Origin of the sequence: Symmachiella dynata, from assembly GCF_007747995.1 — a bacterium.
Lineage (GTDB): Bacteria > Planctomycetota > Planctomycetia > Planctomycetales > Planctomycetaceae > Symmachiella > Symmachiella dynata.
On sequence record NZ_CP036276.1, the window covers coordinates 4,637,298 to 4,663,889 of the forward strand.

Below are 26,592 nucleotides of genomic sequence, written 5' to 3' on the forward strand. Positions count from 1 at the left end.
CTCGCTGATTTCCCCCTTGACACCCCCATTTGTGGATTCCGTCGGGCGATTGAGCGTATAGCCCTCGGGCGAATAGGCGCAAAGTCTCACGGGCGATTGAACGCAAATCGTCGGGCTTTTGGGCGCACCGAGCCAAGAATTGTTCTCATGATTCAACAAGTTGCCGAGCGGCTAACTGTTTAACGATTCTTATATTTAACCTTCTTTAACGGCGAGGGCTGTGGATAAGTCGATGAGCGCGGAGCCGTAGAAAAAGAAATTCTCTCTGACGCCCTGCGTCCGTGGAGGAATTCAAGTGGCATTCAGGAAGAATGAATGCCCTCAGGGACCAGGGCGATTGCGTCTCAAGTTATGTACCCAGCAGGACTTTCTCCAGGTAGCTCTCGTCCCAGCCAGCGGTCAGCCGTTTGTTTTTGATACCGACCTTGGCGGTGGACTCCTGCTTCAACAGCCCCAGTGCGGTGCGGCGGAGGATGCTATAATTGGCGTCGGCGTGCCCTTTGCGAATGCGGCACTCGTCTTCGCGGAATGTCACATCCAACTGCCAGTGCAGTTGATTTTCAACCCCCCAGTGGCTGCGGCCCGCCGCGGCAAATCGCTTCGCACTGAGGTACCTGCTGAGTATATAATAACGCGCTTCATAACATTCCTTGCCATCGCGTAGCGTGTTGCTCATCGCGATCCCGATCGCTTTCAGTCCCGGCCAACGCGCACGATCCGGCAACCCCTCGGGCACGGGACATATTATATAGTCACGAATCTCCTCCCGGCCGTGCCCTGTTTCCGTCGTGCGGTGACGACGCGCCTGCGTGCGAGCGAAGTCATCCGATAAATGATCGTTATAAAATGCCACGATGCCGTTGTATAACGCCGGCTGGTTTCCCTTGACCGCCAAACAGTAGTCCGCGCCTTGTGCGACAATTTCCTTGGCGATTTCCGTCTGGCAACCCATCGCGTCAATTGTCACCAGCGAACCGGAGATTTCCAGAATCTGCAACAGCTTGGGGATGGCTGTGATCTCATTGCTCTTGGAGTCGACGACCACTTGGCCCAAGCTGATTTGATTGGCCGTCGCCCAAGCGCTGACCATGTGAATCGCGGACTTACTACTCGCTGTGTCGAAACTGCGTCGCAAGGTCTTGCCGTCAATCGCCACGACTTGCCCGTCGGTGATGTCATGCAAAGCGGTGATCCAACTCAATAAACACTGCTCGAACTGGGCCGGTTTGATCATCGCCAACACGGCGTTGAAACGATCGTGCGAAGGGATTCCGGCGGAGAGATCCAAGAACTTGGCGAGCCAGTCGCGTTTGGTGCGGCCAAATTTGGCGATGGCCACAAAATCATCGGCGCCACAGATCACGCCGCACAGGGCGATGACGACGATATTGATCAGCGGATACGTCACCTCGCGGCGACGCGGATCGATCAGTTCGGTGAAGTTGTCTTGAATACGAACGGACTGTGTTTTGCGCATGCGCCGGCTCCTTGGCTGCCGGAAGGCGTTGTCCGATCCTGATGTCCATCAACGGACGGCAAACGCGAATCGCCCAAGACTAGCAAACCGCCCAATGTGGCGCAATCGCCCTGTTTCAACCCCCAAGCAGATAAAAAGGGAATACCCTACACTTAATCCACCAACTCTGCGGTTTCCAATCAAAATGCTTCTGTAAGTACAATCAGTATGACGGGGTTTCCCCGTAAAATTAATAAAATTGTAATAAGTGGCTTATGTTATTTTTTCAATAATGCTGATTCATAATCGTAGGTTAGTTCGCTTATTCAGCGACCTACGTCTCGAATACCTTTGTCGCCCGTCGACTCTTGCGACCCTACTTTTCGCTAGAAAAATCGGCATGAAATCCGCATTTCCTATGCCTGCAGGTCATTTTGTTGCAGTTCAGGTTTTCGGCCACATTGGCGATTTCCTGGCACTAGCAGTTAGCGACCAACATTTTTCTATAATCGTAATGTCGGTTTCGTCAACTAACTTCGATGTTGACTTGGGCAGGCCAATGGTGACTCACCAAGTCCGGTCGTCGTCGTTCTCTATAATATTTGAAAAAGTTCATGTTTAATAAACAAGGGGGGGAGAAGTGCAACGGATTATACCATGGATGGTGCTCTTTACATTAGTCGGGTGCAACGCTGTCCGAACCGAGATGTGGACGCGAGATGAAAATGATTACCTCCATCCGGACTCGGAGATTTCACCGGACTTGGATGATGATTTGGACGGCATTCCCGTTATGCTTAAAGTGCCTTCGCACATCGAAGTCGCCATCAAACAAACATTGTACGTCCACCGTGGTAAAGCCGACCAAAGTGACAAACTCGTCACCGTAAAGCTTAACCGTCCTGATTTGTTAGTAGACGCACAACTCAAATACACTGAAAAAATGTTCCTTGTTGATCCCGTCAAAGTCGGCGCCGGATCTGGCGCCTATGGCTTTGCGTTCAGTGGAGACAGCGGGGCAAATGTCAAGAACGCTAATAATGGTTCAGGAGTTGGGCATGGATATTTGCAAAGTGCTGACTACCAAGCAGTTGATACAACGATCACGACAAGCGCGACTTTGCTAAACTCAATTCTCAGTTTCGCTCCGTCATCTGCGAAACAGTCAGGTTTCGTGACCGACGATCCGGCATTTGGCCTGACGACAATTGAGCGAGTGGTCGCATTTCGGCGATTTGATTTGGGGTCTCCGACAGTTGACGAAGAAGTGTTCGCGTTTTTAGAAGAGCACATGAATTGTTGTCATGCGTGTGGCAATTGCAATGTTGCCTTGTCGTCTGGTGAGCAAGCGACTCCTGCGATAATGGAATCGCCCGGTCTGATGTCAGCGTCACATTGGGATACAGATGAGGCTCCGACACCCGGTCAACAGTAATGCCATGCTAAGTATTGCGTTCTTCATTGGACCTTCTTGGGGACCAAGTAAAACCTCCTCCATTTACAATAATAACCGTTCATCGGTAAGAGGGATAACATGCGTGCAACCACAATATTGATACTCTCAGGGATTATGTGTGCAGGAGTTGGCTGCACTTCGTTTCGGACTACCATTTTGCAGAGATGTTCTAACGGCACTTTTATAACCAATACCCCCAAAAAACATACGAGTGGCGTTCCCGTCAAGCTGAAGGTGCCGACTCACGTGGAAGTCGTCGTGACCGAAGACTTTTTTATTCTCGGCGAGGAACCAATAATGGATAAAACTGACCCTATGAAAGTTGTAGGGTACAAGAAGTACAAGGAATGTGAAGTCCTGTTTGAACCTGAAAAACGGGTTTGCCCGTTGAATGTGACAACTAAAACCATTTACACGGACAAAGTCTTTACCGTGGATTTCAAACGCCCAGCAGGCGGCACGCTTGACCTGTCTGGAGACAACAAAGGGGTCGACTTCGACGCGGAACAATACTTTAAAAGCATTGCCGTTACATATGAGGAAGAAACTTTAGCTCAAATCAACACGGCTTTGGGGACGCTGAAACCCACGCTGAATCAATCGAGCAGCGTTAGGCTCGCGTCAAACAACAGTGACATTAAGACCGCAACACGCGAGGTGGCGCGAGCACGGTTTGATATTTCGGAGCCATGTTGGGAAGAGCAGTTGCAAGCGTTTGTTGACCAACATGTCACCGATTGCTTTTTAGGGTGCAATTACGAACAGTGATCGACCGATGTGAAATTCTCTTAATCGCGGCTTTCTCTTGAGTGTAGAATCGGGCCTAATGTAAATCTTTGAATGTCGTTTTCAACGGGGAGTTCTGCTATGGCCAAACGTAGACCATCCAAGAAACCTAAAGCGGAAAAAAAGAATGCCGAGCCGCAGGGCGTGGTTGTCAACGTGTCAGGACTTGGATTACCCACGTTGGCACGGCCATTTCTTGTTGAGTTTTTTCCAACTCCTGATCAGTTTGGAGCTGAACAACAAATTCGGGAAAAGGAACTTGCGAGGAAACGGCGGGAAGCGGCAAAAGCCCTAAAAAAGGTCGAAAAGAAATGGTGGGAGGAGGAAGGCGTCGTTGGTGTTAATGTCGCCTACCGAACCAAACTGGGGCACATCGTGTCGCCGCTACAGATCGTGATCGTAGTCGATGTCGTTTTGAAACAGCCGATCGCTGCTCTTGAAGCAAAGAAGCGATTCGTGTTTCCACAACAAGTTGGCGATATACCCGTCAAAGTTCGTGAAATTCGATACATCAAAAGCGATGGAATACTCAGCAGTTCAGCGGCAACCGGCAACCGAATTCAGGACCCAGCAACGACTATCATCGGTGGTATTCAGATTGCGCCAGTCGACGCCCCCAATTCCTGGGGAACACTTGGAATATGTGTTCCGCACGAAGAATCTCCAGGAAACATTTCTCTCGTGGGGATTTCAAATAAGCATGTTGTCCGCGCTACAAATAAAAAAGTGCAAAATCCCGCTGGCTCCCAGTCGGCCGATAAAACCTTTGGAAGAGTCCGCAAATCCACGCTTACGGAATTGGCGGATGCTGCGTCTATCAAAAATATCGGTGCTGGAAACAATCGGCAATTTGAGAAAGGCATCGCTGACTTCAATCCTCCCGGAGTTCACCTTTTATTTCTCGAGGACACCATTTTGAAGACATTGGCGTTTGACAGGGTGATCAAATTTGGTGCTGCAACGACCAAACGTGACGGCCAGATTACCAATCGTCGCAAAGCGATCAGGGTTCCAGATCTTCTTAGAACAAGGCGGTTTGTGAACGTGATCGAAGTCAAAGGGCTTGAGGGACACGAAGTCACTGACGGCGGAGACAGCGGAGGAGTGATCCTTGGCCAACCGAAAGATGAAAATGTGTGGGTGGTGATCGGACTGATTTTTGCGATGTCTACTGACCGGAAAAGCGCATACGCATTTCCGTTTGGTCGCGTGATCTCGAAACTGAATTTGAACATTCCCAGTAATGCGCTATGGTCTGGCACCTAATCCCAGAACGAACGTGGAGAAATACGAATATGGCTAAGATGACTTACTTGGCGTTGCTCTCGCTCCTCTGCGGATGTGCTAGCGTACAGTCGACAGGCCGGGACGCTTTGACCTCCGAAAAAAAAACTTATCAGGCAGCAGCGGTGACGGTGAATTTATGGCAGCTTCCTGTTGAGCGCGTCCCAGTTTCCTCGCAAGGCGCAACATTGCGGCAGGTCATCACGCAGGCTCGCGATACTGCGGGGATTTATGAAGCCAACCGAGCAATTCAAAACAACCTTGATTTCGTGGAAGAGTTATTCAATGTCAAACTAGGCGATAAAGCGATAGATCATCTCCAAAGTGTAGTAGCCGGCGACGAATGTTACGTTCTCGTTCGTGGGCGACAAAGGTTCTTTTTTCCGGAAGAGGTTGTGTATGGCTCCTGTGTTGGCCAAATTCGGGTTCTGCCTAGTGACTTTGTTTTGTCCATTCCCTATAACGACATCGATAGTGTGTTGAAGCAAAGCCAGGATTCGGGGCCGGAAAGGCTGACCATATTAGTTCCAGTGGTTAACGAACGCTTCGAACCTCCTCCAAAATTCTATGAGAAGCTGGATGGCGACATTTATGGGAAAGTCGATGAGCGACTTGAAAATCTGAAAGAGAATCAGCTTCGACCGACAGTCGTAGTTGTCACACGAATTGGGCAGTGGGTCGACCAAGTGTTTGTCCCAACCGGAAAAGAGATTGCTTTTCACTCAACAGGATTCATGGATGAACGCACTTTCAATCCAATAGACGGGGATATTCTTGAGTTTATTCGCGTTGAAAATCACCCGCTGGTTGCTGCGGCTTTATTATCGCCTGCTCCCCCTCCGGCACCGGCGGCTCGCACGCCAGTGGCTTGCGATTCGCGCAAGGCCCACCACGAGGGCTCGTAGATGTGACCGTGGTGTCAGAACGATCAAAAGCTGAAGAATTTAAGTTAAACGGTCGCGGCAATGTTGGATTGACGGGTAATCGCCCTTTTGAGAGCGGCTCTACACGACGAACGGTTGGGTCATTCTCGACCTCGGATTGATCAGCCAGGGAGAAGAAATCAATAGCAGTCACTAGCGAAAATGCAGGTAGACTTTCAACCGGCGATCCCAACCCCGTCACGTTTGCTTCCACACATCCGTCACATGAGTCGTCCGTGAAGTGCGCAGCAAGATAGCCTCCGTTTTGAATCGCATTTGCGAATGCTGACGGACTTAGGGTATTCAGATCAGTTGGTACTTGTGTGATCGAGCCGTTCGGGTCAACGCGATGCCGGATGTTGACATATTCCGGCGACAGGCGGTCAGCACCAAACGCTGGTATCTCGAGACTGGACGTCGCAAATCGATTTCGACGAAGGCCACCACCCGGTCTAACGATGGTTCGTTCAGGCGGGACCTCGAAATGAACAACTTGGAATTTGTTGGCAATGGAATTTCGCTGTGCTACCGTTCTCACTAGCGATGCGCCTGGTTCAGGAACTACCAGCACGGATGAGCCGACCGCAGATAGCCGTGCAAGTTTCCCCCCATTGGTGGAGTCTCGCACGTAAGGAAAACTTGTCGGGTCAAATCCGGCGGGGACAGGAAGTCCACCGTCGTTGGCGGAGAGCCGGTGCGTCATCCGCAACTTTTCATTGCGATGATACTCGGAAAAGTGGATCGAGATATCCCGACCGCCCAAGCACTCTTTCCCCGAGAATAGCTTATGAACAGGAAATACATAGTCCGCATCGTTCGCACCATCATGGCCTCCTTATACTGAGCCTGCGGTTCCTGGCTTGGTCCGACGAGCCAAAAAAGCCGCGTATCGAGCTGGCAGGACGCAGATAGCCTCGCTCCCATTCTTTGGTAGCACCCAAAAGCTCCGGCGCCTCGCATCGTAATTGGGTTTAGAAGTCCCAATCCTGGCAACACCTGTTCGCGAATAGGCTGTATCAGCATGTCGAAGGCCGGCCGCCGTCTGCATAATACGGTTCGCACAGTTCCTCGGCAAAGTCGTCGAAGTCAGCCTCAGCAAGAATCGCATTAAGCTTTTCATAAAACACATGCCGCGGCCCGCTTGACAAGTCGGTCACCGCCACCCAAAACTCCCCCTGCCGTTCCGAACGCCGCTTCCCCAACGCCATTTTGGAATCCTCCGTACGATGATCATGTTCAGGTGGAGATTGTAATCGATGTGTCAAACGGGGGTTTTTCAACGGGCTGCTAGCCGTTTTCTTACCTTAACGGAGCGGCTAGGTCGGTTCTCGTGGTCGCACCTTTTTTCCTCTCCGCTTACACGACGAAGAATTCTGAACGCGGCTCAGCTCTGAATGGCTGGAGCGACTTCAACCTCAGCCTTTGAAGGTGCTACCTTCTCCATTGTATTGATGCTGATGTGTGGCCAACGGATAACGCCCGGGAGGCCATCGCGTCGACTGAAAAAATCAAGCAAGACTACTTGGAGATATTGAAGTCGCAGTTTCGGTTTCCCATGCTTGTCTTTTTCGGCCAGTTCTTGGATCCAGAAAGTTGACTTCATCGCCGCTGCATTGGCCTGTCGGACGACGAACGGGATATTGTGGATACCTCCGGTCTCCACAGTTGTGTCGACTGACAGCGTTGTCGTTCGTTTGATTTCGACACCTTCATTGGCCGCTCTCAATAGGTCGGTGGTTCGATGGGGAAGAAAACCCGGAAAGGCTGGATCGGTCACCACCCCTTTAAACGGGTGATCGATGAAATTCTTGTAAGGGGATAGGTAAGGGTTACCTTCAACATCAGGTGAAACTCCGATTGGCAGTCCACTGACTTCATCAGGAATGTTTGGAGGGCCGTCTTCGACGTTGCTCTTCCCCAGTGCAAGCACCGAGTCTCCGTGAGGAATGGTCGCAAGTCGACCAACATCCAGACCTCTTGTAGTTTCGTTCAACATATAAAGCCAAAGTCCCGGTTCGTGGTGAATTGGCAAATCGGCGGGGCCTGCCAACCCACTGTTGGGGAAATCCGCGGCGCCAATCTGTTTGATCTGCTGTTCATAGTCGAGCGTAACGACAAACTGATCGCTTTCTTGTGTCGCGCCAGAGGATTCGTCAACACTAATTCCGCGGTTGGGCACGCCTTTGTCGATCAACGAGAAAATCAACACCTCGTTGTACTGATTCATCAGCAAACGATAATTAAAACCCGCCCCTGGATCCGTCGCGAACGGCAGCGCGATCATGTTCCAGCCTCTTCCTGGAAGGTTAGGCTCATTCTTCCAGATACCTGGCAGCAGCTTAAGCGGCCCAAGATCGTCATCACCCGTATCCGCTGGGGCGAGATAACGCAGCTGGCTTTTCATTTTCGACAGGATGATTTCTTTTTCCATTTCGTTCTCCTAGGTAAGAGGTAAATCAACGACTCGATCCGAACAGAAAATCTATCCAACTCAATAACCAATACTGCGAAGTACCTAGATGCGTTTGATCCGGATACTTCGATATTGAACGACCTCGGTGTGACATTGCAATCCAATGAATCCGCGACGCAATGAATTGCCGATGTCTCCCTCACAAACGATTTCGTTATTGCATCTAACCGTGATGTCTTGACCTTGGACTCGGATTGCAAAGTCGTTCCAATAACCAGGGCGCCCATCGCGGGGACTGATGGCTCGACTGCACGAGCGAGTGGCGGGCTGTCGACCGTACAGAGCACCAGTCTTGTGTCGGGGACTGCCATTCGCACCCGTGCCGACATCAAAACCTCTCTCGTCGATCTGCACCTCTAATGCTTGATCGTAGAAACCGCCCTGGGTGAACAAGTTCCCAACCGGTTCAGGAGCACGCAGAAAGATTCCACCATTTGCGTAGGGTGAAAACGTTCTCCATTGAAGTCGCAGTTCAAAATCATCAAATTCATCGGAGCTGTAATAGAGAACCCCAAGCAGCGGATCTTGGTTTTCTACGCCCGCGTTGAGTATTGTTGGTTGGCCTGTTTCAGGAACAGGAAGAAAGTTCGCAGCGTCAGCGCTCCTCCAACCGCTGAATGTGCCATCGAAAAGGTCATCGAAGCCGCTCTCCGTAACCGAAATTGTTGGACTGCTAGTGAACCGCGAGGTCATGCCGCGCGCTACTTTCCTCGCAAGCGCCAACCCCGTTGGAACCGGATTGGCCGATCCCGCACTTGGAAACAAAGACTGGTCGCACGCATAAGCGTTTGGAACGTGATGAAAACGTCCGTGAACATCCGTAACCGACCCGTAGGGATCCGTACCCATCCACAGCGTTCCGCACTCATGATAGGTCGTTCCAATGCCATCCTGCTCCTCACTGCTGGCCTTGACATATCGAACTTTATTACCGGACGCCAAAAATTCTTCGAGTGTGTCAAATCGTGCTCCTGTTTCGGAGATCGGCACATCGAACATCTCTGCAATCAATTGAAATGCTGCAGCGGTTTGATCTTCGCGTACCGCACGATCCGACGGCGTTTCAACGATCCGAACGAAGGCCCGCGGCACAGGCTCGATGATGTTGCCAAATCCATCCACAAATAGCTCGTCTGCCACACCGGGGACCGGCGTGTCCATCCAACTGAACGCCTCCACTGACGGAATGTTTTTTTTCCGTTCGCCAAACATCTCTCCGCATGTCCGAATACCAATCGCAATTAACCCGTCATTCTGAGCCTGCAGAATATCTTGAATCTCATCGAAGTTCGGAAGCATGCGATACAGATATTCCTCAGCATCCAAAGGCCCTGATCCAGAATTCGGCGGTACATTGGCCGACGCGTAAAACTGAAAATGGAACTCGCCCTGGCGGTCTTGTGGCGTCACCGTCCGAGACCGACCAGGTACATGCAACGCCGCATTGCCCAATGGGTCACTCGATGGCATAGACAAAGCCTCTCGCTTGACTTGCCAAACGTGATTGCCACGTACGTGCGCCATCAGGTTTCGCCCCATCAACTCTGGCCCCACGCCGGTGGGACGCCGAAAAGAATTAAGCGCGATGCGTGTCGATTCAATCGCATGCCCCGCCAAAACGACCATGCCGCCAGGATTAACTTCAAAATTCTCAATCGAGCGAACAACTTTCGGCGCATTGCGATCAAACGGAACGCCGGATGCAATCCGATCGACCAACGCGACACGAACGCCGGTGGCGATTCCTTGATCCATTGTGACCGATGTGACGTGTGCATTGGGGACTAAAAACAGCCGGCGATTTCTATCGTCACCCTGATGGTCACGTCGGATGGCGTCCAGCAGCAGGATCAGACTGGAGTACTTATCAAACCCAAAAAGTCCCGATTGCGGGGCCGTTCCTTGGACCGCAACAGGTGGAGGCAGTGGAGTCAACAAGTGCGTTTCATTGCCGTTAGCCAGCATTACATCGCTAGCAACCGCCTTTGCTCGCGTAAGCAAAGTATCGTACAAGTCGCCTTGAATGAAATCCGTCGACTCAGACGCTCCAATTTCCCACTCGACGAACGGATAACCATCATCGATCTCTTCACGCGGCACCCCCGTTTGAAAGAGGTAATCGACAATCTCTTCGGGCCAAGGGCTATCGGCGCGGCGCAAGTTGTCTTCAAGCAAACGCGGCGTCCAGCCGCCCCAGAAAAGCGATTTCCCGCCCACACATTTCGCATGATCGACAAGATTTCCCGCGTTCAAATAGTTGGCAGGTTCCTCAATTTGCCTCTGCGACGTTGGCCCGACCAACGGCTCAAAAACGAGGCTACCGAGGTCACCGGTCCGAGTCAGATTCTGGATATGTTCAGAGATCAGAAACGGCCCAGATTCGAGCACAGCGATCCGAGGAGCTGCCGGTCCAAGTGCTTGTCCAAACTCATGAAGCTTGGCAGCAAGGTAGGCACCATACATTCCTGACCCGACAATAACGATATCGAATCCGCGGGTTCCGCGTGCGTCTTGCAACTCTTCCCAAGTATTGCAAGCGAAACGGGCCACACCATCAACGGAAAAGGTCGTCGCTTGGACGTCACGTATTCCGTTTCCAAAAAAGTCGCCCGTCTCTGCCAGTCTATTAAGCGCCATGCCTGCCCCCAGATTTTCAACGAAGTTCTTTGTGATGAACCAAAGATGGTGTTAGAAACTCGAGAGTAACCGTTCACAGGTTGAAAGAAATAAATCTACAAGTAGTTTCTAAACCCTCTGACGCGTCACGCAAACACTTGTATTATAGATTCCTGAACAGGCGCCACCGGGTTTTGAAACTGGTTCTAAGCACCACGGCAACCCTAGGCTGCCACCGTTAAAGTCTGACCCAATTAATACAGTCAAGTAGCCAAGACAACACGTACATCGTGCGCAGGGGGTTTTTCATAGTCAAGAATATAATAGATGTTTCCAATTATTTGTTGATATGAACCGACATTCCCCAGATGGAATCTATCTCGCCCACATCGGTGGACGATTAAGCCGATGATACACTGGCTGTCTCTCTCCCGCCACAACTTTCTTCTTTCACGACAGTTGTGACTCGATTTCCAGCGGTGTAAATGCCCATTTTGTGCTCACCTCGCGGACACTCCACGCGTTTGTTCATGATTTTCCGAGTTATTCAACAGAGCAGACCATCATCCTGGTACGGGAAGTGGTCGTTTCATCTTCAACCGGTTAATCCGCCGCAGGATGTCCCGGAACAATCTACGTGGAATCGCCACTTCGGCCATCTGAAACGTCACATACCGGGCGTGACGGACGATCTTGGCCCCAATCTTGACCAGCTTCTCCCGCAATGTCGTTAGCGACCAATGACTCACCTCCGGTGGCAGTGCCAACCGCCGAAGAAAATTACCCAGATTATAGGCCAGCGCGAACAACTGCAGTCGCACTTGATTGGCTACAAAACGGCAGCAGGACAGCCGCGTCCATTTCAGAGCGTACTTGCCTTCCTTGATCCACTGCTCGGCCGTCCCGCGCTGGTTGTAGAATTCCACCACGTCCCAGTCCCACCACGAGAGATTCGTCACAATGAAACCGACGCGGGGGTACAGTTCACCTCGATGCCACTCAACCTTGGCCACCACCCGGCGAGGTTGAGCCCAGGTACTCGCCTGATAGGTGAAGTCGGTGAAGTAGACAATCGGTTTCTTGGGTGGGCGACCGACGGGTCGCTTCAGCTGATAGTAGATTTCTTCGTAGAGCACGTCGTTCGCCGGAAGACGAATCGCGTAGCGGTAGTCCTCCGCCTCCAGAAACTCGTAGAGTTCCGGTTTGGCGAAGGCAGCATCTCCCCGGAAGAACCGTTTCCTGATTTTCCGGTAACGTTTCACAACCGGTCCCAACACGTTCCGCCAATCAGCGGCGCTGTGGACGTGACCTTCCCGTAATAAGGCCCGCTCCAGGTCCCCGAACTGGTTGAAGCAGAACAACGGGTGATAGCACCGGCATTCAAAGTGGCCGTTGTAGGCCGTCCCTTCCTGCTGGCCATGTGTGGGACTGACGGAACTGTCTATGTCGAGGATGACTTCCGACATCCGCTTGTGACGACGCACTTGATCGATCCAGCGCCCCGACAAGTCGATCAACTGTGAGGGATTGTCCGGTTCCGTCAGGACTTGTGTCTCGAAGCGACCGACCTGACTGGTGGACGCCGCCGCTTTTGTGGCGGCCCTTCCACCAACAACATATCGCATGGTGGGATCGACACAAAGACGCTCGGCGTCATTGGTATCTTCATAGCCGGCCAATCGGCTGTAGATCGATTGCCGCAACATCGCCGTCACTGTGTGTTGCCGATTTAATCCGGTGCGGGGATCAACAAATTGGAGCTTTTCCATTTCTGACGTCAATTTCAAGGCTTCATCAAGCTCGCGGTAGACAAACAAACCGGCATCGCTCGTCACATTGGCTCCATGAAATTCCAAGCAAATTCGACCATCGAAATCAACCCGCAAGGCCTCCTGTTTGCCTTCACCCATCACACTCTCCGTCACTGAGTGCCAAATGTGCCGCATATCACTGTTTTTGTAGCCTCAAACGGACGCTAAGAACACTATAAAATAGTTTCTATCTGGGAAATCCGGGCCCAGAGCGTGTTTCAGGGTGCAGAACGCGGTTTGCCGGGAGATTTGATTTGTTGAAAATTTCAATCTGACTTTTTGCTGATTATTTGTAAGCGTCGGGCAAGGACTCAGGTTGCGTCGACATCAGTCCCTCGACGCTTGCCAGCACATGGTAGTGCGTCATTGTGATCGATGAGTCGATCGAAATTAGTCATAGAAAAAAGCTGCAACATCAAACTCTCCCCACGTCAAAAACGGAACCTTTTTGCCGCCCCGTCGACTATTGCCATTACCTCCACTTTCGGACCGCTGGACTCGTTCGTCGATCGATTTGCCCAGCAACTCGTTCAAGAGCAAGTAGACAATGTTCACATCAATCTCAAAACCATGAGCTATGGCATTCTGCTTTGTATGGAACGCGAACCGAGTTCATTGGAGGTACAGCATCTGGCGTTGCTGATTTGCCAACAGCGAGACGTGTACGCCTCCAACAAACAGGCCGCGGCCGCACTGTTAGGCTCCGACCAGAAAGACATTCCCGACGATGACAAAATCGAACTCGCAGCCTGGACAACGTTTGTCCAGGTACTCACGAACTTCGACGAATTAATCATGCGGGAATGATGTCCCTGGACCTGAAGAAATACGCAGTTGTGGAACTCGATCGCGGTCTCGTGGGGGGCACACCGCAGCCAAACAGCAAGCATGGGAAACAGTATCACACCAATTCATTCTGCCTGAATCAGGAACATTATCGCCTTTCGAGTTTGCGGAGGAATCGTCTCCCAAGCCAGCACGACACTTTGCAAATCAGAGTCACGGGCCGTCAGAAAGTGACAATCAGAGTGCGTCAAATGCAGCGCATTTGCAGCGTGGTAGTTCTTGCAGGTGTCGCAAAGTGAAGTAGACTCGGCACTTGTATTAAAACTGCACGCGGGTTCAATTCCCGCCGCCTCCATTGCAGCCGGCTTGTGAGAAATCGCAAGTCGGCTTTTTCTATGGATATACGTATTTTCCAGGGGTTTCAAAGGCAGTTTTGCCTGTGACGAAGGTGTTGCAACCATAAGGCTGGGGCGCGCAAGGAAATTTCGCGCCGTCCAGGCGAAGAGCCAACTCAGCAGCTTTCCCCCAAGGACTTTGAGACATCAACTTTCAGATTGGGTGGCGGTGACGAAGCCGACGCAACTGTGGCGGGTGTCGCGTTAACAAAGGGAATCACGCATTAGCGGGGTGAAAGACCACGGTCTGCACTTTACCGATGAGAGGTAATTCGGCGACGACTCGGGGCGTGTGGTCCAGAACCGAAAGGATGTGTTCCTTTTCGTTTTCAGCGATTGACCGCAAAGCCAACTATTGACCAGTTTTTTCCGTCGCTCCGGGATGACGCCATCAGAAAGCTCCAGCGCATCGGTCCTCAGCAAATCATCGCTCGTTCGATGATGTTTAGCAATCACCTTATCTGGGATTTAATCAAGCTGCCTTCCCAGTCGCTTAGTAGGCTTTATTAGAAAGCACGGTGGCGATTGTCTCTCTTTGCAAGATTCATTCGGAACATCGGACTGTATCTCCACCGAACAGATTGGTCGGAAGACAACCAGCCTTTGCCGTGAGATTTGCTTTAATCCGCCACCAGAGGAACGGTACGCAATTTGCGTTCATGATTATGTGTTTGAAGCCTATTGGGGTAATCTTTTCAATGGAAGGAGTTTCTGATGATTCCATCAACTGTTAATCGTGTTCCTCAGCATACAGCCGAGGATATCAATGAACAAATTCGTTGCGACACAGAGGAAAGAGTGGCTCGATTGTCCGCTGCTGGTCGGCAAGCCATTGATCAGCGACTGTCTGAACTCGATCAGGAATGGGACATTGAGCGGACCCTTGAGGCGAATGCGGCTACTTTATCACTGGTGGGATTCACCCTAGGAGCTACCGTCAATCGCAAATGGTTTCTCTTCCCTGGTGTCATCGCTGCCTTTCTGCTGCAACATGCAGTCCAGGGTTGGTGTCCTCCGCTGCCAGTCTTTCGCCGTTTGGGAATTAGAACGGCCTCTGAGATCGACTACGAGCGATATGCTTTGAAGGCAATTCGAGGCGATTTCGATAAATTGACGGCTGAAGGAACAGCCGAGACAAACGCTGAGCAGGTTGTCCAGGCTATGCGGCGGTAGTTGGCCTCACTCCCTGGTCTTCTCCCGATACCGTGCGAGTGTCCGCTAATAGTTTGCTCTGCTCTTCCGAGCTTTCTGACACCAGAACGCCAGTTGCTCATTCAGATCATCGGGATGTTTGGCAATCGCATCCCACAGACAACGAGCGTCATGGGCTTTGGTGTCCAACCGTTTTGTGGCCTGCTGCTTGCATCCCAATGTTCGAAGTTGAGTTTTCACCAACGGACGCCAATCCAGCAGTTCCTCACGAGTGTAGAGCAGCTTCCTCTTCATCAAGGATTGGATAAACCGCCAACCGTTCGGCAAGTTCGTGGTACGTGACGAAAGCATCAGTGATTTTTCCGTAGCGAAACGCTCGATGCGAACGTGGAAATGCACGTTCTCTCGGCGCACGAAAAAAGCCGACGAATTTCGCCGGCTTTCTTTTTCAGATTGAGCAAATATTTATGCCAATTTGACGTTCTCAGCCCGGGGGCCCTTCGGTCCGCGTCCTTCAGTGTAAGACACGCGTTGTCCTTCGCTCAACTGCTCGTAGCTCACGCCTTCGAGGTTGGAGTTGTGGAAGAACATGTCTTCACCATTGCCCGTGTCGATGAAACCGAAGCCTTTGTCCGTCAGCTTCTTGATCGTACCTTCTGCCATCTTCAATCCAATTCTTAAAAGATCCTTTACGGCCTTGCCCGACACAACAGGTTCAGGCTGCTCAGCCGCAAGGCACGATCATACCGAGCGCCATTGAGAAAACAAGGCGGTGTTGAAGAAACTACCAGTGAATAGGCAGGAATTGCATGAATACTGCGCAAAACCACGCAATTCCTGCAAAGTTGTGATTTTCAAGCAGTCATCGCACTGTTGCTCGATCATTAGCTTGCGTTGCTAACGGTCCGCTTTGTGTGCCAATAAGCCCATAGGATGAACACGCCTTGGAGCGGTAAACGCAGCAAATGCAAGATGGGCGGCGCCGGCAGTACGTCTGGATTTTGATAGACGTAGATGTTGGCGGGAAAGACCGCGACTAATAAAGCGATGATTCCCCAAGCCGCAAAACGCGAATAGCGGGGAACCAATAACAACGCGCCGAGCACAACTTCACAGACGCCGCTCAGATAAACCAGCTCCAAGTGCAGCGGCAAATACGGCGGCATGATCTTCATGTAAAAGTCGGGCTTCACAAAATGCAACACCCCAGCAACGATCATAAAAATGGCCAACACGAACTTCGATACCGTTTTGAACTTCCGCATGCCGTTCTCCGTCATTCGTTCTCTTCGACCTGCGTGGCGGCTGCCTGATACCCAGCGCAGCGGAACAATGGTTGCGGTGGATACTTCGCAAATCGCGAATCGGTCAGCGACAATTCGCACAACACGAATCGTGATCCCGTCCCCGAGACGATGTCCCGTCGATGATGGCAGGTACGACACAGCGTCGGCGGTAGACCGGGTTCTGACACGTTGTTGATCTCTCCTTATCCTGCAGGATATCCAGAACCCGTTTCAAAACCCGGTTGCGCTTGTTCAAGAAACTTGCTGATCAGCGTCGGTGGGATGCGTCAGTCAGTTTTTTAAACCATTTGTCCTACAGGGCAACCGCTTCGATCACGCTGACCTCTGTCGACGTGGGAACAACGCGCGTCAGTTCGAAACCGGCTTGACTGAATAGTTCGCGATACTCCTGTTCGGTCCGTTCCTTGCCGCCGGGAATTAGTAACATCACCAAGTCAAGAAATTTGCCGCCAAACGGTTCATTCCCCTCGGGGATGACGCTTTCCACCACGAGTAGCTTGGCGCCGGTTGCCAAAGCTTGATGACAATTGTGGAGAATGCTCAGCGATTTTTCATCGTCCCAATCGTGGATGATGTGCCGCATCATATAGGCATCCGCACCTTCGGGAACCGATTCGAAAAAGTTACCGCCGATCAACTCACAGCGATCCTTGACTCCCAGCGCCTCAACGTTCGCATACGCCCGCTCCACCACGTGCGGCAGATCGAACAACATCCCGCGCATTGACGGATGCTCCTGCAGCACACTCGAAATCAACGTCCCGTTTCCTCCGCCGAGATCGGCCAACACCTTGAACTCTGAAAAGTCGTACGCCGCGGTGATCGCATCTGATTCCCGGCCATGGATGCCGGTCATGGCAGCATCGAAAATCTGGGCTTTCTCCGGATGTTCGCCCAAGTATTCGAAGATCGGTTTACCATAGACTTTTTCAAAGGCCATATTTCCCGTGCGAATGCTGTACTCGATTTCAGCCCAGGCGCGAAATTGTTCATCGCCCGCCATCAACGCCAGCGCCCGTTTCGATCCCGGTACGCCGCTGCGGAGCGGTTCGGCCAAGGGGGTTAAGGAGAACTGCCGCGACTGGCCTTCGGCAAAAATCCCGATGCTGGCCAACGCTCGCAATAACCGGTACAGCGCGTCGGGGTTGGTCGACGTGGCGGCGGCTAAATCGTCGATCGACCTCGGCCCATCGCTGAGATGCTCGGCAATATCGAACTTGGCCGCCGCATAGATCGCCTGCGAGACCCAATACCCGGTGATCATCTGATCCAATTGTTGGTGAGGTACTGCGTTGTCCATGTCGTTTCTTTCTTGAGCGGGTGGGGCCAGGCAGGGGCCGCGATATTCTGCCGGAATCAACGCAATCAGCCTCAAGCCTCGATGAACTGAGACTTGAGGCTGTAGTCCGTAGGCTTTAGGAAATCAGATTCGCCACGGCCTCCGACAGCCTAGGGTCTGCGGCCTATAGCCTAAAAAGCGGAGAGAGGGGGATTCGAACCCCCGGTACCTTGCGGTACGCTGGTTTTCAAGACCAGTCCGTTCGACCACTCCGGCATCTCTCCGGTCGTGAGGAGCGTCTGAGAGAGTTATAGCTTGTGGCGCCGGCGAGGAAAAGTCAAATGGGAACGAACCGTTGGTTCGTAGCGGACGGGCACGCGTTGCGGTGGGCTACAGGCGCACAAAAAAACCGCCGACGCACGGGCGCCGACGGTTGGAAGTTTTCTCGCAATTGGTTTCAAGCAGCCTGTTGTCGTTTGCGTCGCCAGCCGTAACCGACCAAGGCCAAGCCGCCAATGCCGAGCAGGGCAAAGGTGCTGGGTTCGGGGACGGCTGGTGCGTTTAGCAGTCCCTCCCGAAACGCTAAATCATTATCGATTAGTGGAACACCTCCTGCGATCACATCGCCCCCGGCATATGTGCTCGAACCGGGTCGACCACCATACGCGAAATAATTCATGGTGTAAGTGCCAAATGGTGGCAATTGCACGACTTCGATCACATGCGTTGTCCCTTGAGTTAAGGAAACCACATCGGTAAACGTGAAACGTGTTACAACGAAGTCCAGAAGCGAATTGACTCCAGTATTAGTGCCGTCAGCGACAACAACGGTACTACTTGTGCCAAGGATTGTTCCGGTGATCGACCCAGAACGGATATTTACAAAAAAGCTTACGCCGGGGCCAACCGCAGTGTCCGCATCCCCAATATAAAGATCGACAAAATCTAATTCGTTCAACGTCGGTGTGAACTCCTGTCCCAATGGTAAATTGGTCGCTCTGCTCGTACTATGCCCCCAACCAAATTCGATTAGATACTCTTGATCGACGATCATCCCCGCTTGGGCGGAAGAAGCCAAACTCAAACTGACAAAACTAGCAAGAAGAAGGTGTTTCATTGTGAAGAATCCCTGAGCTAAATGACGAGCTATGAAATTAATGCACCTGCATTTCAATCCATTATTGTGCCTCGGTACACCCTGGAATTCAAGCAGAAAAAACCGTTATCTTCGAATTCGCCCAAACCACTACAGTAGCACATAACCACCCGCGAATCGGCAGGCGCTCGCTACAGTGCTAGTTCCCGGAGAGTCACTCAGCGGAACGCAAATCAGCCTACAGACGGAATGAAGCGTACAAAAAAACCGCCGACGCGCGGGCGCCGACGGCTTAATCGGTTTGAGCAATTTGCTGCACGCTGCCTGCCCTCATGCGGGGCATCCAAGTCAGGGCGTTTTGGATTGCTTCAACCCGCCAACCAATTCCATCGCCGCTTCGGTCATTTGACGGCCTGCGTTGGGGCGGACGCGGGAGATTGAGGCTTCGTAGCCTCCAGTGACCGCGGCGCGGGGCGTGACGATATAGCCTAGATAGCCGTTGGAATACCCGGCGAGTACCATCGATTTGTCCAACAACTGCTTGATCCGCTGCCTGAGTTCCAGAGCGTATTCCACAAAAATTTCTCCGGGGATCGAGACGATCACCAAATCGCCGATTTGTAATACCTGCACCTCGGCCTGATACTGCTCGGGCATTTTGAGCCTGCCGTCGGCTAAGCCTTTGGCGAAACGTTCATTCATGCTGTAGAGCCGCAACCGGTTGCGGATCGCTTCGCGCAGTTCCTTGTTTGCAGCGGTGTCCTCGACTGCTTTCAACTCTGCTTCGGCTGACTGGATTGCGGCCTGCGTTTCCTCCAGTGAAGGGATCTTCCGTGCGGCTAGATTCAACGTGGTCGTCGCTCCGGCCAGTTCGATTTCTTCCTCACCACGAATAAACCCGGAGGCTTTAATCACTTCACCCGCAACGGTCCGCCCTAGGCGTTCGATCTCCATAAATGGATCGCCGCTACGGTGCACCGTCACGTCTCCGGCCGCACCTTGGGTAAAGATCGCTACACCGCCGAGCATATTCTCCACCGCCCGCTCAGCAGCTCCGGGATATTCGCCCGACAGCAACAGATTATTCGAGCCGATGATCACCGGGTGGCCGGTGAAGTTAAACAACGTGGCGATTGTCTTACGGCCCTCGCGTTCTTCGACGCGGAGCACGCCGACTTGTGTGTCAACCAGATCGTTGCGCTGCTGGCGGTTGCGCGTCGCTCCTTTGAGTTCCCCTGCATGAAATCCTGCCCGCGCGGGCACACGGTTCTTAAACGCATCCAGCCCCACTTTGGTAAACCGCTCCACAAAAAACGCGGCCGATTTCTCATTGGGATCGTCAATTTGTCCCGGCCTGTTCACCGAGGGAGAAGAATGATTGTGCGTGCTGGAGACCAAAATGTTCTGCGGCGGAATGCCGGTTTCACGCGAGATATTTTCACGCACGCGAGCGGTGATGTCGGCACTGACGTTGATCAGATCCGAACCGAGAATCAGAACTTGCGTCTGGCCGTTATCCAGCACAAGCGCGCGGGCATAGATTTCGTCATGCACCCCTGTAAACGGTTCCAACCGGTCAAAGAACCCGCCCATCTTGGTGGGAAACGGGGGAACGATACTCTCCTTGGCTGCCCCAGCCAGCAACTCCGCGCGAGCGGTGTCGACAAAACAGAGACACGAGAGAATGAGTAGCAGCGTGCTGATAAATAATCTATGAGACATGCTTGTTCCCTCGGTAACTGGGGATCTGCAGAGTTCACGGTACCAATGAAGTAACACAACCACGATCTAAACGTGCAATGCCACTCCGCGTCAAGTCGAGCAGAGTGCACAGTGCCTGTGGTATGGGGAGTCAACGTGTGGGTTACAGCAGAGGCGACAACTTGCGTCCGTCACGTCTCCGCCCAATGCTGCACCTTGCCGCCGCGTAGCGCCAAGTTGGCCATGTGTGCAGCGCTGGCTGCGGAGACGCCGGCTTCGGCGGGGGCGTTGGGGGTCTTGCGGGTGCGGATGCATTCCAGCCAGTTGGTCAGGTGCAGCAACCGGCCGTTGGGGGTTTCGTAAAAGTCCTTGCCCCGCGATCCGCTGCCGAGTACTAGTTCGCGGTATTTAATTTTGCGATTGTGCTCCGGATGGATTTCATAACGGCCGCGATCGCAATACAGCGTCGCATTGGTTCCCATGTACTCCATCATGGCGGCATTGCGGGCGTTGACGAACGTCCCTTCGAAGTAGACCTGCAGGTCTTGCCCGGGATACCGCATCAACGTTTGCACCGTATCGGGTGTTTGCCAGACGTCTTTGGCCATGAAATGATCGCCGATGCTGGTTGCCATTTGCGGATGATCCAAACCTAAGAACCAGTGGGCGACATCGACGTAGTGCACCATTAGATCGGTAAAGATGCCGCCACCGAAATCCCAAAACCAGCGCCAATGCCGAAAGCGGTATTCGTCATAGGGTTGCTGCGGCGCATTTCCCAAGAATCGTTTCCAGTCGACTGAGTTAGGATCGATGCCGTAGTTCTTTTTCTGTGCTCGCGGCGAATTGCGATTCCAGGTGAGGTGTACCTTGCGGATTTCACCCAGTTCGCCGGAGCGGATGATCTTGTTGGCTTCGATCAGGTGTGGCATGCTCCGTTGTTGCATACCGACTTGCACGATCCGTTTGTATTCGTTTTGCGCCGCAATCACCGGCGGGCCTTCGGAGAGATCGTGCGTGAGCGGTTTTTCGACATAGACGTCTTTGCCCGCCTTGCAGGCATCAATCGTAATCGGCACGTGCCAATGGTCGGGAGTACCGATGACGACCGCATCGATGTCTTTACGGGCCAGTAGTTCGTGGTAATCCTTGGTCGTCGCTGCCTTGGGGTCGGCCAGAGCGCGGCCCTTTTGTAGGTTGTCATCCCAGATGTCGCAGACAGCGACGATCTTCACGCCGGGTATTTCGCCCAGCGTCCCTAGCAATTGTCGGCAACGTCCGCCGGTGCCGATGGCTCCCACGTGAATGGTTTCGTTGGCAGCATAGCCGCGAGCGGTCGCGGTATAACCGGCCGCCATCACTCCGGCTGAAGCGGCACCCACGTTCTGCATGAACTGTCGTCGCGGCTGCTGGTCGGCCATGGCTGTTCCTTTAATGTGTTGATCAAACTGTTAGCGTGGAAAAAAGCGAACGCGTTTCCAAGACGGCCCTGCTCGGATCATTCTCGGCAACAATTGCCAATTCCAAACTATCTTGGTCGACGACCAAATGCAATCGGCGCATGACGAGCGACGATGAGGAAGTGATTCGTATTTCGACAATAGATTCGTTTGTAGCCAACCGTCATGATGCACAACAACGTAGTCGCGATCACAAAAACATAAAATTCGGTTTGCACAAAGTGTGCTACGAAACTTACAATTCGAATCGACGGAGCGAACACTCAGCAGACGGCCAAGGTTCGCAGTTACGAATCAGGATGACCGACTGAATTTGCAGGGAGCACAAACGATGGCGTCACAATCTCAACAGTTGGTCGAACAAGCCGGCGCTATTCCTTTTCGTAAGCGGAAAGGCAAGCTTGAGTTTTGCCTGATCACCTCGGCTCGCAAAAAGAAATGGGGCTTCCCCAAAGGGATGATCGACCCCGGCGAGACCTATCTGGAAACGGCGCTGAAGGAATCCCACGAAGAGGCGGGCTTGCATGGCGAGATCATCGGTGATCCGGTCGGCAGCTATGAGTACAGCAAGTGGGGCCTGGAGCTGAATGTGACGGTCGTGCTCATGCAAGTCAGCAGCGTGGATGACGAATGGGACGAACAACACATCCGCCGCCGCTGCTGGGTCAGCGAATCCAAAGCCCGCAACCTCATCGACCGCACCGAATTGCGCGCCTTGCTGGGTGATGCCGTCGAACGCATTTCGGCGCTGGATGATTGAGAGATATGCAAAAACCTGTAGGGCAGGCTCCCGCCTGCCGCGCGCTACGCGAGGACGTCCCCCCGACAATCGCCCTGCCCTAAAAAAGGGACAACGTCGACATGCCAAACTATCGACGTGCCTATGCTCCTGGTGGAACATTCTTCTTCACAGTAGTCACCTACAACCGGAAACCAATTTTTTCTGATGAGGAGTCCCGCGAAATCCTCGGCGAAGTAGTCCGCGAATGCCGCCGTGACTGGGCTTTCGAGATTAATGCCATCGTCGTTTTACCCGACCACATCCACGCGATTTGGACGATGCCCAGAAACGACTCAAATTATTCCGCTCGTTGGAGTCGCATCAAAAAAGAATTTACGAAACGCTGGATCGACACAGGTGCCGTGAACCTAACGGTCTCTCCCAGCCAACAGCGTGAGCGCAGGCGAGGTGTATGGCAAAGGCGATTTTGGGAACATACCATTCTAGACAGCGACGATTTTGATGCACGCTTCGATTACATCCACTACAACCCTGTTAAGCACGGTCTCGTACGGTGCCCACATGACTGGGCAGCTTCGAGCTTTCATCGCTGGGTCGAAAAGGATGTTTATCCCAAACACTGGGGATGCTCATGCACAAACCCTGTCACGATGGACTTTGGTGAGATTGAAGGCGCGTGTGGAGAACCAATTTGAATCGCGGCAGGCGGGAGCCTGCCCTACACCAAAAGGTCTGCACAATTGCACTCAATTTGTAGGGCAGGCTCCCGCCTGCCGCGCGCTACAACGGATTCGGACAATCACTTCCCCGGCTTCAACTGCCACGATTCGTCAAAGAAATCCGCCTCGACCACCTTCCCCGGGTATTGGCTGTTCGCTGGGGTGCGGATGTCGATGATGGCCCAGTCGGGGAGTTTGGGGACTTGCCGGGCGTTGTTGAGGTAGTCGTATTCGCGGTATGTGAAGCCGCTGTTGAGCACGATGTACTTCTCGGGATGGAGCGGATTGGGAAAAATCAATACCGGCACGTGCGATCCTGCGGGATAGGTTTGGTCGCCGACGGTCACTGAATTTTCATCCCAGCGGATCGGCAGCTTGTCAGCGATTTTCGCGAGTACGGCATTGCTCTTGGGGTCGCCCCACAGAATAAGATTCGCACTGGCGATATCGTCGTCGCTGATCGCTGCATCCTTTTTCACGCGGGCATGTCCGCGAAATTGCAGACGCCAATGTTTGACAGCGTGCTCGAATTCCTGTTGGACCCACTTGTGAACATCCGGGTGGCTGCCTTGGCCGGTGGGAGTTACGAAAATGAATGAATCCAAAAAGGCATCATCGATCGGCCCTTGCAGATCATGTTTTTTGTGCAGCCCTTGAGTAACGCGTGTGCCGAGTTTCCAGGCTCCGTCCTCTTGATACAGCGAACAGTCCCAGGAACGATCGGAACCGGGCGATGGGGCTTCGACTAGTTGCCCGTCGATATCGATTTCAACCGGCCGACGGATATCGAACGGGCACCAACCTGACGGCATGTGGAAACTGATGTCGGTGACATTTTTTGTTTTGACCTGCAGCGCCTTGTCGCCCAAGATTTTTGCATCGACACGGGCCTGCTGCCAATGTTCTCCCAATCCGTCGATCGTGACCCAATTCATTTTGTTGAACTTGAGTGTGTAGGTCACGAAATGGATTTCGCGCGGCATCCGCTCGCGACCGCGGGCAGCGAGTGCTGCGAGGCGGGTTTCGATTTCTCGCAACGAATCGGGATGAATGCGGTGTTTCGTCTGCGGACCGATGATGTGCACGAGGTCAATGTTCTCGGCTTTCAGGGCGGTCTCCATGATATCGGCGGCTTGTTTTTGGATATCCAATTCCCCGCTGTAAGCGATTGTCGGACATTGATACAAATTCACGGCATTGTCCGTGCAGTCGTAATAGTGCCACAACAGGCGTTCGTAGTTGGTCGGATTGAGTGTTTCTTTCTGAAAGAACTTCAAAAACTCCGGCGTTTCCGAAAACCCCGCTCCGGGATTGGCGGCGAACCAGCGGTCGGGGTAGTGCACCGCAAATTGCCATGCAGCGGCGCCTCCCATCGAGAAACCTCGAGCGGCGATTCGATCGTCGTCGACCCGATAATGCTGTCGGGCATGGTCCAGTGCTTCCAGGACATCGATTTCGCCGGCGAATTTGAACGCATTGCTATACCGGCCGTAAGGATGCAAAACAATCGTATCGGCGGGTGAGATATTGCCGACGCGTTTCGAGCGTTGATTGATGAAATTGACTTCGCTGAGTGTTTCGCCGCGACCATGAAACCACAAGTCCAGCCGCCGCGACTCACCGTCGGGAAATCCGTAGTTCTCGGGAATCACCAATCCATACGGCTGTGCGCTGTGGTCGATTCGCGAGCGATATCCACGGACAACCAGTCCGGTTTTCGTCGTCCAGGGGGCATTACCTTTGAGCAATTGCGTCGCCCGTTCGGTTCCGGTGACCAACAATTCTTTGGCAGCTGCGATATCGCCGGGGGCGAAGAATTCGTTGTAGGTCAGTGCGTCGCTCACGGCGCGGTGATAGATTTCGACATCGGGCAACAATTCGACGGTAAGCGGATCTTTTTTCCCTTTGAGCTGTTCGATTAGCGAATTCAGTTCAGAGAGTCCCGCCTCCAATTGCTGGCGGTCCTCATCGGGGACCTCAATGCCGGGTCGTGGCACGGGGCGTACTGTCGTCGGGTCGTTGTCGCGCAACCCGTCGGCAAAAGCGACGCGTCCCAAGAGTACGGCTAAACAGAACAGAGCTGACAAACGGAATAAGTGGTGCATCAAGGTGTCCATCTATTGAATCAAGCGGGCAATGCGTTGGGTTTGTTGCTTAAGGGATTCGTCTGTTGAAAAACGGCGCCGGTGCTAACAGTGCGGCCAATAAAAACACTGCTGGACGAGCCAGCAGTGGCACCCGACGCCTAGTACTAGGCGATGAACCTTGATTATTTCACCGGATAATCACGCCACAACCAGCGCAGCGACTCCGGTAGGATGGCGCCGCCATGTTTACCGTTGTGACCTCCGGTGCCGTAGACGAATTTGTAGTCGTACTCTTTGAAAGCCAATGACTTGGCCATTTGTTGATTCGCCAGCGGCCAATTTCCGTGGATGTTGTCGAGATCTCCTTCGCCGTCCTGCAAGAAGATACGAATCGGTTTGGGATCGGTTTTGCGGATCTGGGCTTGGTAGTCGTGGCCGCCGCGGATATTGGTGAAGCTGCCGACATGGCTGAGCACTTTGCGGAATGCGTCGGGACGTTCCCAGGCGACTGTCCACGCACAAATGCCGCCGGAACTGATGCCGCAGATTGCCCGGCCGTTGGGATCATCGGTCAAGTTGTAATCTTTACCGACGGCAGGCAGAATTTCTTCCAACAAAAACCGCGCGTATTGATCGCTGAGCGTGTCGTATTCGAAACTGCGGTTTGACTCCGGTTTTTCGTCCGGTTTCTCGGCCGGGAAGGTGCCGGGATTGAGAAAGATGCCGATCGTGACGGGCATTTCGCCTTTGTGAATCAGATTGTCGAACACGGTCGGGACGCGAAATTGCTGTTCCGTATTCACGTACCACTTGCCGTCCTGAAATACCATCACGCAGGCCGGCTTTTGCGGGTCGTATTGTTTCGGGACATAGACCCAATAGTCGCGGACGGTCCCGGGAAATACCTTGTCGCTGGTCCAGGTCCCTCTGGTAACGGTTCCCTGCGGCACACCTTCTTGGACCATCGAGTCAGGCCCGAGTTTGTATTCCTCTTCAGCGGCGGTAGCCATGGAGGCTGTGATGAGACAAACGGCAGCGAGGGGGAGAATGATTTTCATCATGG

Annotated in this window: 23 protein-coding genes and 1 tRNA gene; 8 read left to right on the top strand and 16 right to left on the bottom strand. The window is 52.8% G+C overall.

Annotation, left to right across the window (positions count from 1 at the left end; all coding sequences use genetic code 11):
• Nucleotides 1–349: 349 nt before the first annotated feature.
• Nucleotides 350–1,477 (bottom strand): ISAs1 family transposase, encoded by a 1,128-nt coding sequence (locus Mal52_RS17570; RefSeq protein WP_145377629.1) that lies wholly within the window; start codon nucleotides 1,475–1,477, stop codon nucleotides 350–352.
• A gap of 685 nt (nucleotides 1,478–2,162) precedes the next feature.
• Between Mal52_RS17570 and Mal52_RS17575 the strand changes: the two genes are divergently transcribed.
• The 4 genes from Mal52_RS17575 (at nucleotide 2,163) to Mal52_RS17590 (ending at nucleotide 5,887) form a co-directional block, all read left to right on the top strand.
• The gene (locus Mal52_RS17575) at nucleotides 2,163–2,891 is read left to right on the top strand and encodes a hypothetical protein (protein ID WP_145377630.1); all 729 of its coding nucleotides are present in this window, start codon (nucleotides 2,163–2,165) and stop codon (nucleotides 2,889–2,891) included.
• Nucleotides 2,892–3,170: 279 nt separating this feature from the next.
• Nucleotides 3,171–3,680, top strand: coding sequence for a hypothetical protein (locus Mal52_RS17580; RefSeq protein WP_145377631.1), 510 nt, complete (start codon nucleotides 3,171–3,173; stop codon nucleotides 3,678–3,680).
• A gap of 99 nt (nucleotides 3,681–3,779) precedes the next feature.
• Complete coding sequence (locus Mal52_RS17585) at nucleotides 3,780–4,964, top strand: hypothetical protein (protein WP_145377632.1); 1,185 nt, start codon at nucleotides 3,780–3,782, stop codon at nucleotides 4,962–4,964.
• Between the two features lie 29 nt (nucleotides 4,965–4,993).
• On the top strand, nucleotides 4,994–5,887 hold the full coding sequence (locus Mal52_RS17590; protein ID WP_145377633.1) for a hypothetical protein: 894 nt from the start codon (nucleotides 4,994–4,996) through the stop codon (nucleotides 5,885–5,887).
• A 1,034-nt stretch (nucleotides 5,888–6,921) separates the two neighbouring features.
• Here Mal52_RS17590 and Mal52_RS17595 read toward each other — a convergent pair.
• From Mal52_RS17595 to Mal52_RS17610, 4 genes are all read right to left on the bottom strand, one after another.
• Nucleotides 6,922–7,113, bottom strand: a complete 192-nt coding sequence (locus tag Mal52_RS17595) for a hypothetical protein (protein ID WP_145377634.1) — start codon at nucleotides 7,111–7,113, stop codon at nucleotides 6,922–6,924.
• Between the two features lie 176 nt (nucleotides 7,114–7,289).
• Nucleotides 7,290–8,336, bottom strand: a complete 1,047-nt coding sequence (locus Mal52_RS17600) for a heme-binding protein (protein ID WP_145377635.1) — start codon at nucleotides 8,334–8,336, stop codon at nucleotides 7,290–7,292.
• Between the two features lie 84 nt (nucleotides 8,337–8,420).
• Nucleotides 8,421–11,015, bottom strand: coding sequence for a 3-keto-alpha-glucoside-1,2-lyase-like domain-containing protein (locus tag Mal52_RS17605; protein ID WP_145377636.1), 2,595 nt, complete (start codon nucleotides 11,013–11,015; stop codon nucleotides 8,421–8,423).
• 542 nt (nucleotides 11,016–11,557) lie between these two features.
• Nucleotides 11,558–12,904, bottom strand: coding sequence for an IS1380 family transposase (locus Mal52_RS17610; protein WP_145377637.1), 1,347 nt, complete (start codon nucleotides 12,902–12,904; stop codon nucleotides 11,558–11,560).
• 276 nt (nucleotides 12,905–13,180) lie between these two features.
• Between Mal52_RS17610 and Mal52_RS17615 the strand changes: the two genes are divergently transcribed.
• Together Mal52_RS17615 and Mal52_RS17620 are read left to right on the top strand one after the other, a co-directional pair.
• Nucleotides 13,181–13,612, top strand: coding sequence for a hypothetical protein (locus tag Mal52_RS17615; RefSeq protein WP_145377638.1), 432 nt, complete (start codon nucleotides 13,181–13,183; stop codon nucleotides 13,610–13,612).
• Between the two features lie 1,088 nt (nucleotides 13,613–14,700).
• On the top strand, nucleotides 14,701–15,159 hold the full coding sequence (locus Mal52_RS17620) for a DUF2892 domain-containing protein (RefSeq protein ID WP_197534287.1): 459 nt from the start codon (nucleotides 14,701–14,703) through the stop codon (nucleotides 15,157–15,159).
• Between the two features lie 45 nt (nucleotides 15,160–15,204).
• Here the strand turns inward: Mal52_RS17620 and Mal52_RS17625 are convergent, their stop codons facing one another.
• The 9 genes from Mal52_RS17625 to Mal52_RS17665 all read right to left on the bottom strand — a co-directional run bounded on the left by Mal52_RS17625 (nucleotide 15,205) and on the right by Mal52_RS17665 (nucleotide 21,942).
• Complete coding sequence (locus Mal52_RS17625; protein ID WP_145377639.1) at nucleotides 15,205–15,489, bottom strand: hypothetical protein; 285 nt, start codon at nucleotides 15,487–15,489, stop codon at nucleotides 15,205–15,207.
• 114 nt (nucleotides 15,490–15,603) lie between these two features.
• Nucleotides 15,604–15,801: a cold-shock protein gene (locus tag Mal52_RS17630; RefSeq protein ID WP_145377640.1), complete on the bottom strand. Its 198-nt coding sequence runs from the start codon at nucleotides 15,799–15,801 to the stop codon at nucleotides 15,604–15,606.
• Between the two features lie 221 nt (nucleotides 15,802–16,022).
• Nucleotides 16,023–16,403, bottom strand: a complete 381-nt coding sequence (locus Mal52_RS17635) for a DoxX family protein (RefSeq protein WP_145377641.1) — start codon at nucleotides 16,401–16,403, stop codon at nucleotides 16,023–16,025.
• Nucleotides 16,404–16,414: 11 nt separating this feature from the next.
• A complete protein-coding gene (locus tag Mal52_RS17640) occupies nucleotides 16,415–16,612 on the bottom strand; it encodes a hypothetical protein (RefSeq protein ID WP_145377642.1) in 198 nt (65 codons plus the stop codon).
• Nucleotides 16,613–16,737: 125 nt separating this feature from the next.
• Nucleotides 16,738–17,745: a methyltransferase gene (locus Mal52_RS17645; protein ID WP_145377643.1), complete on the bottom strand. Its 1,008-nt coding sequence runs from the start codon at nucleotides 17,743–17,745 to the stop codon at nucleotides 16,738–16,740.
• Nucleotides 17,746–17,923: 178 nt separating this feature from the next.
• Nucleotides 17,924–18,008 (bottom strand) — tRNA-Ser (locus Mal52_RS17650).
• Nucleotides 18,009–18,181: 173 nt separating this feature from the next.
• Nucleotides 18,182–18,841: a PEP-CTERM sorting domain-containing protein gene (locus Mal52_RS17655; protein WP_145377644.1), complete on the bottom strand. Its 660-nt coding sequence runs from the start codon at nucleotides 18,839–18,841 to the stop codon at nucleotides 18,182–18,184.
• Between the two features lie 327 nt (nucleotides 18,842–19,168).
• Nucleotides 19,169–20,542 carry a neutral/alkaline non-lysosomal ceramidase N-terminal domain-containing protein gene (locus Mal52_RS17660; protein WP_145377645.1) on the bottom strand — a complete coding sequence of 458 codons (1,374 nt, stop codon included), beginning with the start codon at nucleotides 20,540–20,542 and terminating at the stop codon, nucleotides 19,169–19,171.
• Nucleotides 20,543–20,712: 170 nt separating this feature from the next.
• On the bottom strand, nucleotides 20,713–21,942 hold the full coding sequence (locus Mal52_RS17665) for a Gfo/Idh/MocA family protein (RefSeq protein WP_145377646.1): 1,230 nt from the start codon (nucleotides 21,940–21,942) through the stop codon (nucleotides 20,713–20,715).
• Nucleotides 21,943–22,312: 370 nt separating this feature from the next.
• Here Mal52_RS17665 and Mal52_RS17670 point away from each other — a divergent pair, with 370 nt between their 5' ends.
• Nucleotides 22,313–22,741, top strand: coding sequence for an NUDIX hydrolase (locus tag Mal52_RS17670; RefSeq protein WP_145377647.1), 429 nt, complete (start codon nucleotides 22,313–22,315; stop codon nucleotides 22,739–22,741).
• 101 nt (nucleotides 22,742–22,842) lie between these two features.
• Nucleotides 22,843–23,418: an REP-associated tyrosine transposase gene (locus tag Mal52_RS17675; RefSeq protein WP_145377648.1), complete on the top strand. Its 576-nt coding sequence runs from the start codon at nucleotides 22,843–22,845 to the stop codon at nucleotides 23,416–23,418.
• 104 nt (nucleotides 23,419–23,522) lie between these two features.
• On the opposite strand, the gene Mal52_RS17680 is transcribed toward Mal52_RS17675, so the two are convergent.
• The gene (locus Mal52_RS17680; RefSeq protein WP_145377649.1) at nucleotides 23,523–25,547 is read right to left on the bottom strand and encodes a prolyl oligopeptidase family serine peptidase; all 2,025 of its coding nucleotides are present in this window, start codon (nucleotides 25,545–25,547) and stop codon (nucleotides 23,523–23,525) included.
• A gap of 164 nt (nucleotides 25,548–25,711) precedes the next feature.
• Nucleotides 25,712–26,587, bottom strand: coding sequence for an alpha/beta hydrolase (locus tag Mal52_RS17685; protein ID WP_145380693.1), 876 nt, complete (start codon nucleotides 26,585–26,587; stop codon nucleotides 25,712–25,714).
• Nucleotides 26,588–26,592 lie beyond the last annotated feature (5 nt).

Bases quoted from the DNA above. Each gene is read 5' to 3' on its own strand.
- Mal52_RS17625 (WP_145377639.1), bottom strand. From the start codon at position 15,489: ATGCTTTCGTCACGTACCACGAACTTGCCGAACGGTTGGCGGTTTATC.
- Mal52_RS17620 (WP_197534287.1), top strand. From the start codon at position 14,701: ATGATTCCATCAACTGTTAATCGTGTTCCTCAGCATACAGCCGAGGAT.
- Mal52_RS17600 (WP_145377635.1), bottom strand. From the start codon at position 8,336: ATGGAAAAAGAAATCATCCTGTCGAAAATGAAAAGCCAGCTGCGTTAT.
- Mal52_RS17655 (WP_145377644.1), bottom strand. From the start codon at position 18,841: ATGAAACACCTTCTTCTTGCTAGTTTTGTCAGTTTGAGTTTGGCTTCT.
- Mal52_RS17685 (WP_145380693.1), bottom strand. From the start codon at position 26,587: ATGAAAATCATTCTCCCCCTCGCTGCCGTTTGTCTCATCACAGCCTCC.
- Mal52_RS17570 (WP_145377629.1), bottom strand. From the start codon at position 1,477: ATGCGCAAAACACAGTCCGTTCGTATTCAAGACAACTTCACCGAACTG.
- Mal52_RS17665 (WP_145377646.1), bottom strand. From the start codon at position 21,942: ATGGCCGACCAGCAGCCGCGACGACAGTTCATGCAGAACGTGGGTGCC.
- Mal52_RS17610 (WP_145377637.1), bottom strand. From the start codon at position 12,904: ATGGGTGAAGGCAAACAGGAGGCCTTGCGGGTTGATTTCGATGGTCGA.
- Mal52_RS17630 (WP_145377640.1), bottom strand. From the start codon at position 15,801: ATGGCAGAAGGTACGATCAAGAAGCTGACGGACAAAGGCTTCGGTTTC.
- Mal52_RS17660 (WP_145377645.1), bottom strand. From the start codon at position 20,542: ATGTCTCATAGATTATTTATCAGCACGCTGCTACTCATTCTCTCGTGT.
- Mal52_RS17605 (WP_145377636.1), bottom strand. From the start codon at position 11,015: ATGGCGCTTAATAGACTGGCAGAGACGGGCGACTTTTTTGGAAACGGA.
- Mal52_RS17595 (WP_145377634.1), bottom strand. From the start codon at position 7,113: ATGGCGTTGGGGAAGCGGCGTTCGGAACGGCAGGGGGAGTTTTGGGTG.
- Mal52_RS17585 (WP_145377632.1), top strand. From the start codon at position 3,780: ATGGCCAAACGTAGACCATCCAAGAAACCTAAAGCGGAAAAAAAGAAT.
- Mal52_RS17680 (WP_145377649.1), bottom strand. From the start codon at position 25,547: ATGCACCACTTATTCCGTTTGTCAGCTCTGTTCTGTTTAGCCGTACTC.
- Mal52_RS17675 (WP_145377648.1), top strand. From the start codon at position 22,843: ATGCCAAACTATCGACGTGCCTATGCTCCTGGTGGAACATTCTTCTTC.
- Mal52_RS17590 (WP_145377633.1), top strand. From the start codon at position 4,994: ATGGCTAAGATGACTTACTTGGCGTTGCTCTCGCTCCTCTGCGGATGT.
- Mal52_RS17575 (WP_145377630.1), top strand. From the start codon at position 2,163: ATGTGGACGCGAGATGAAAATGATTACCTCCATCCGGACTCGGAGATT.
- Mal52_RS17615 (WP_145377638.1), top strand. From the start codon at position 13,181: ATGAGTCGATCGAAATTAGTCATAGAAAAAAGCTGCAACATCAAACTC.
- Mal52_RS17645 (WP_145377643.1), bottom strand. From the start codon at position 17,745: ATGGACAACGCAGTACCTCACCAACAATTGGATCAGATGATCACCGGG.
- Mal52_RS17670 (WP_145377647.1), top strand. From the start codon at position 22,313: ATGGCGTCACAATCTCAACAGTTGGTCGAACAAGCCGGCGCTATTCCT.
- Mal52_RS17635 (WP_145377641.1), bottom strand. From the start codon at position 16,403: ATGCGGAAGTTCAAAACGGTATCGAAGTTCGTGTTGGCCATTTTTATG.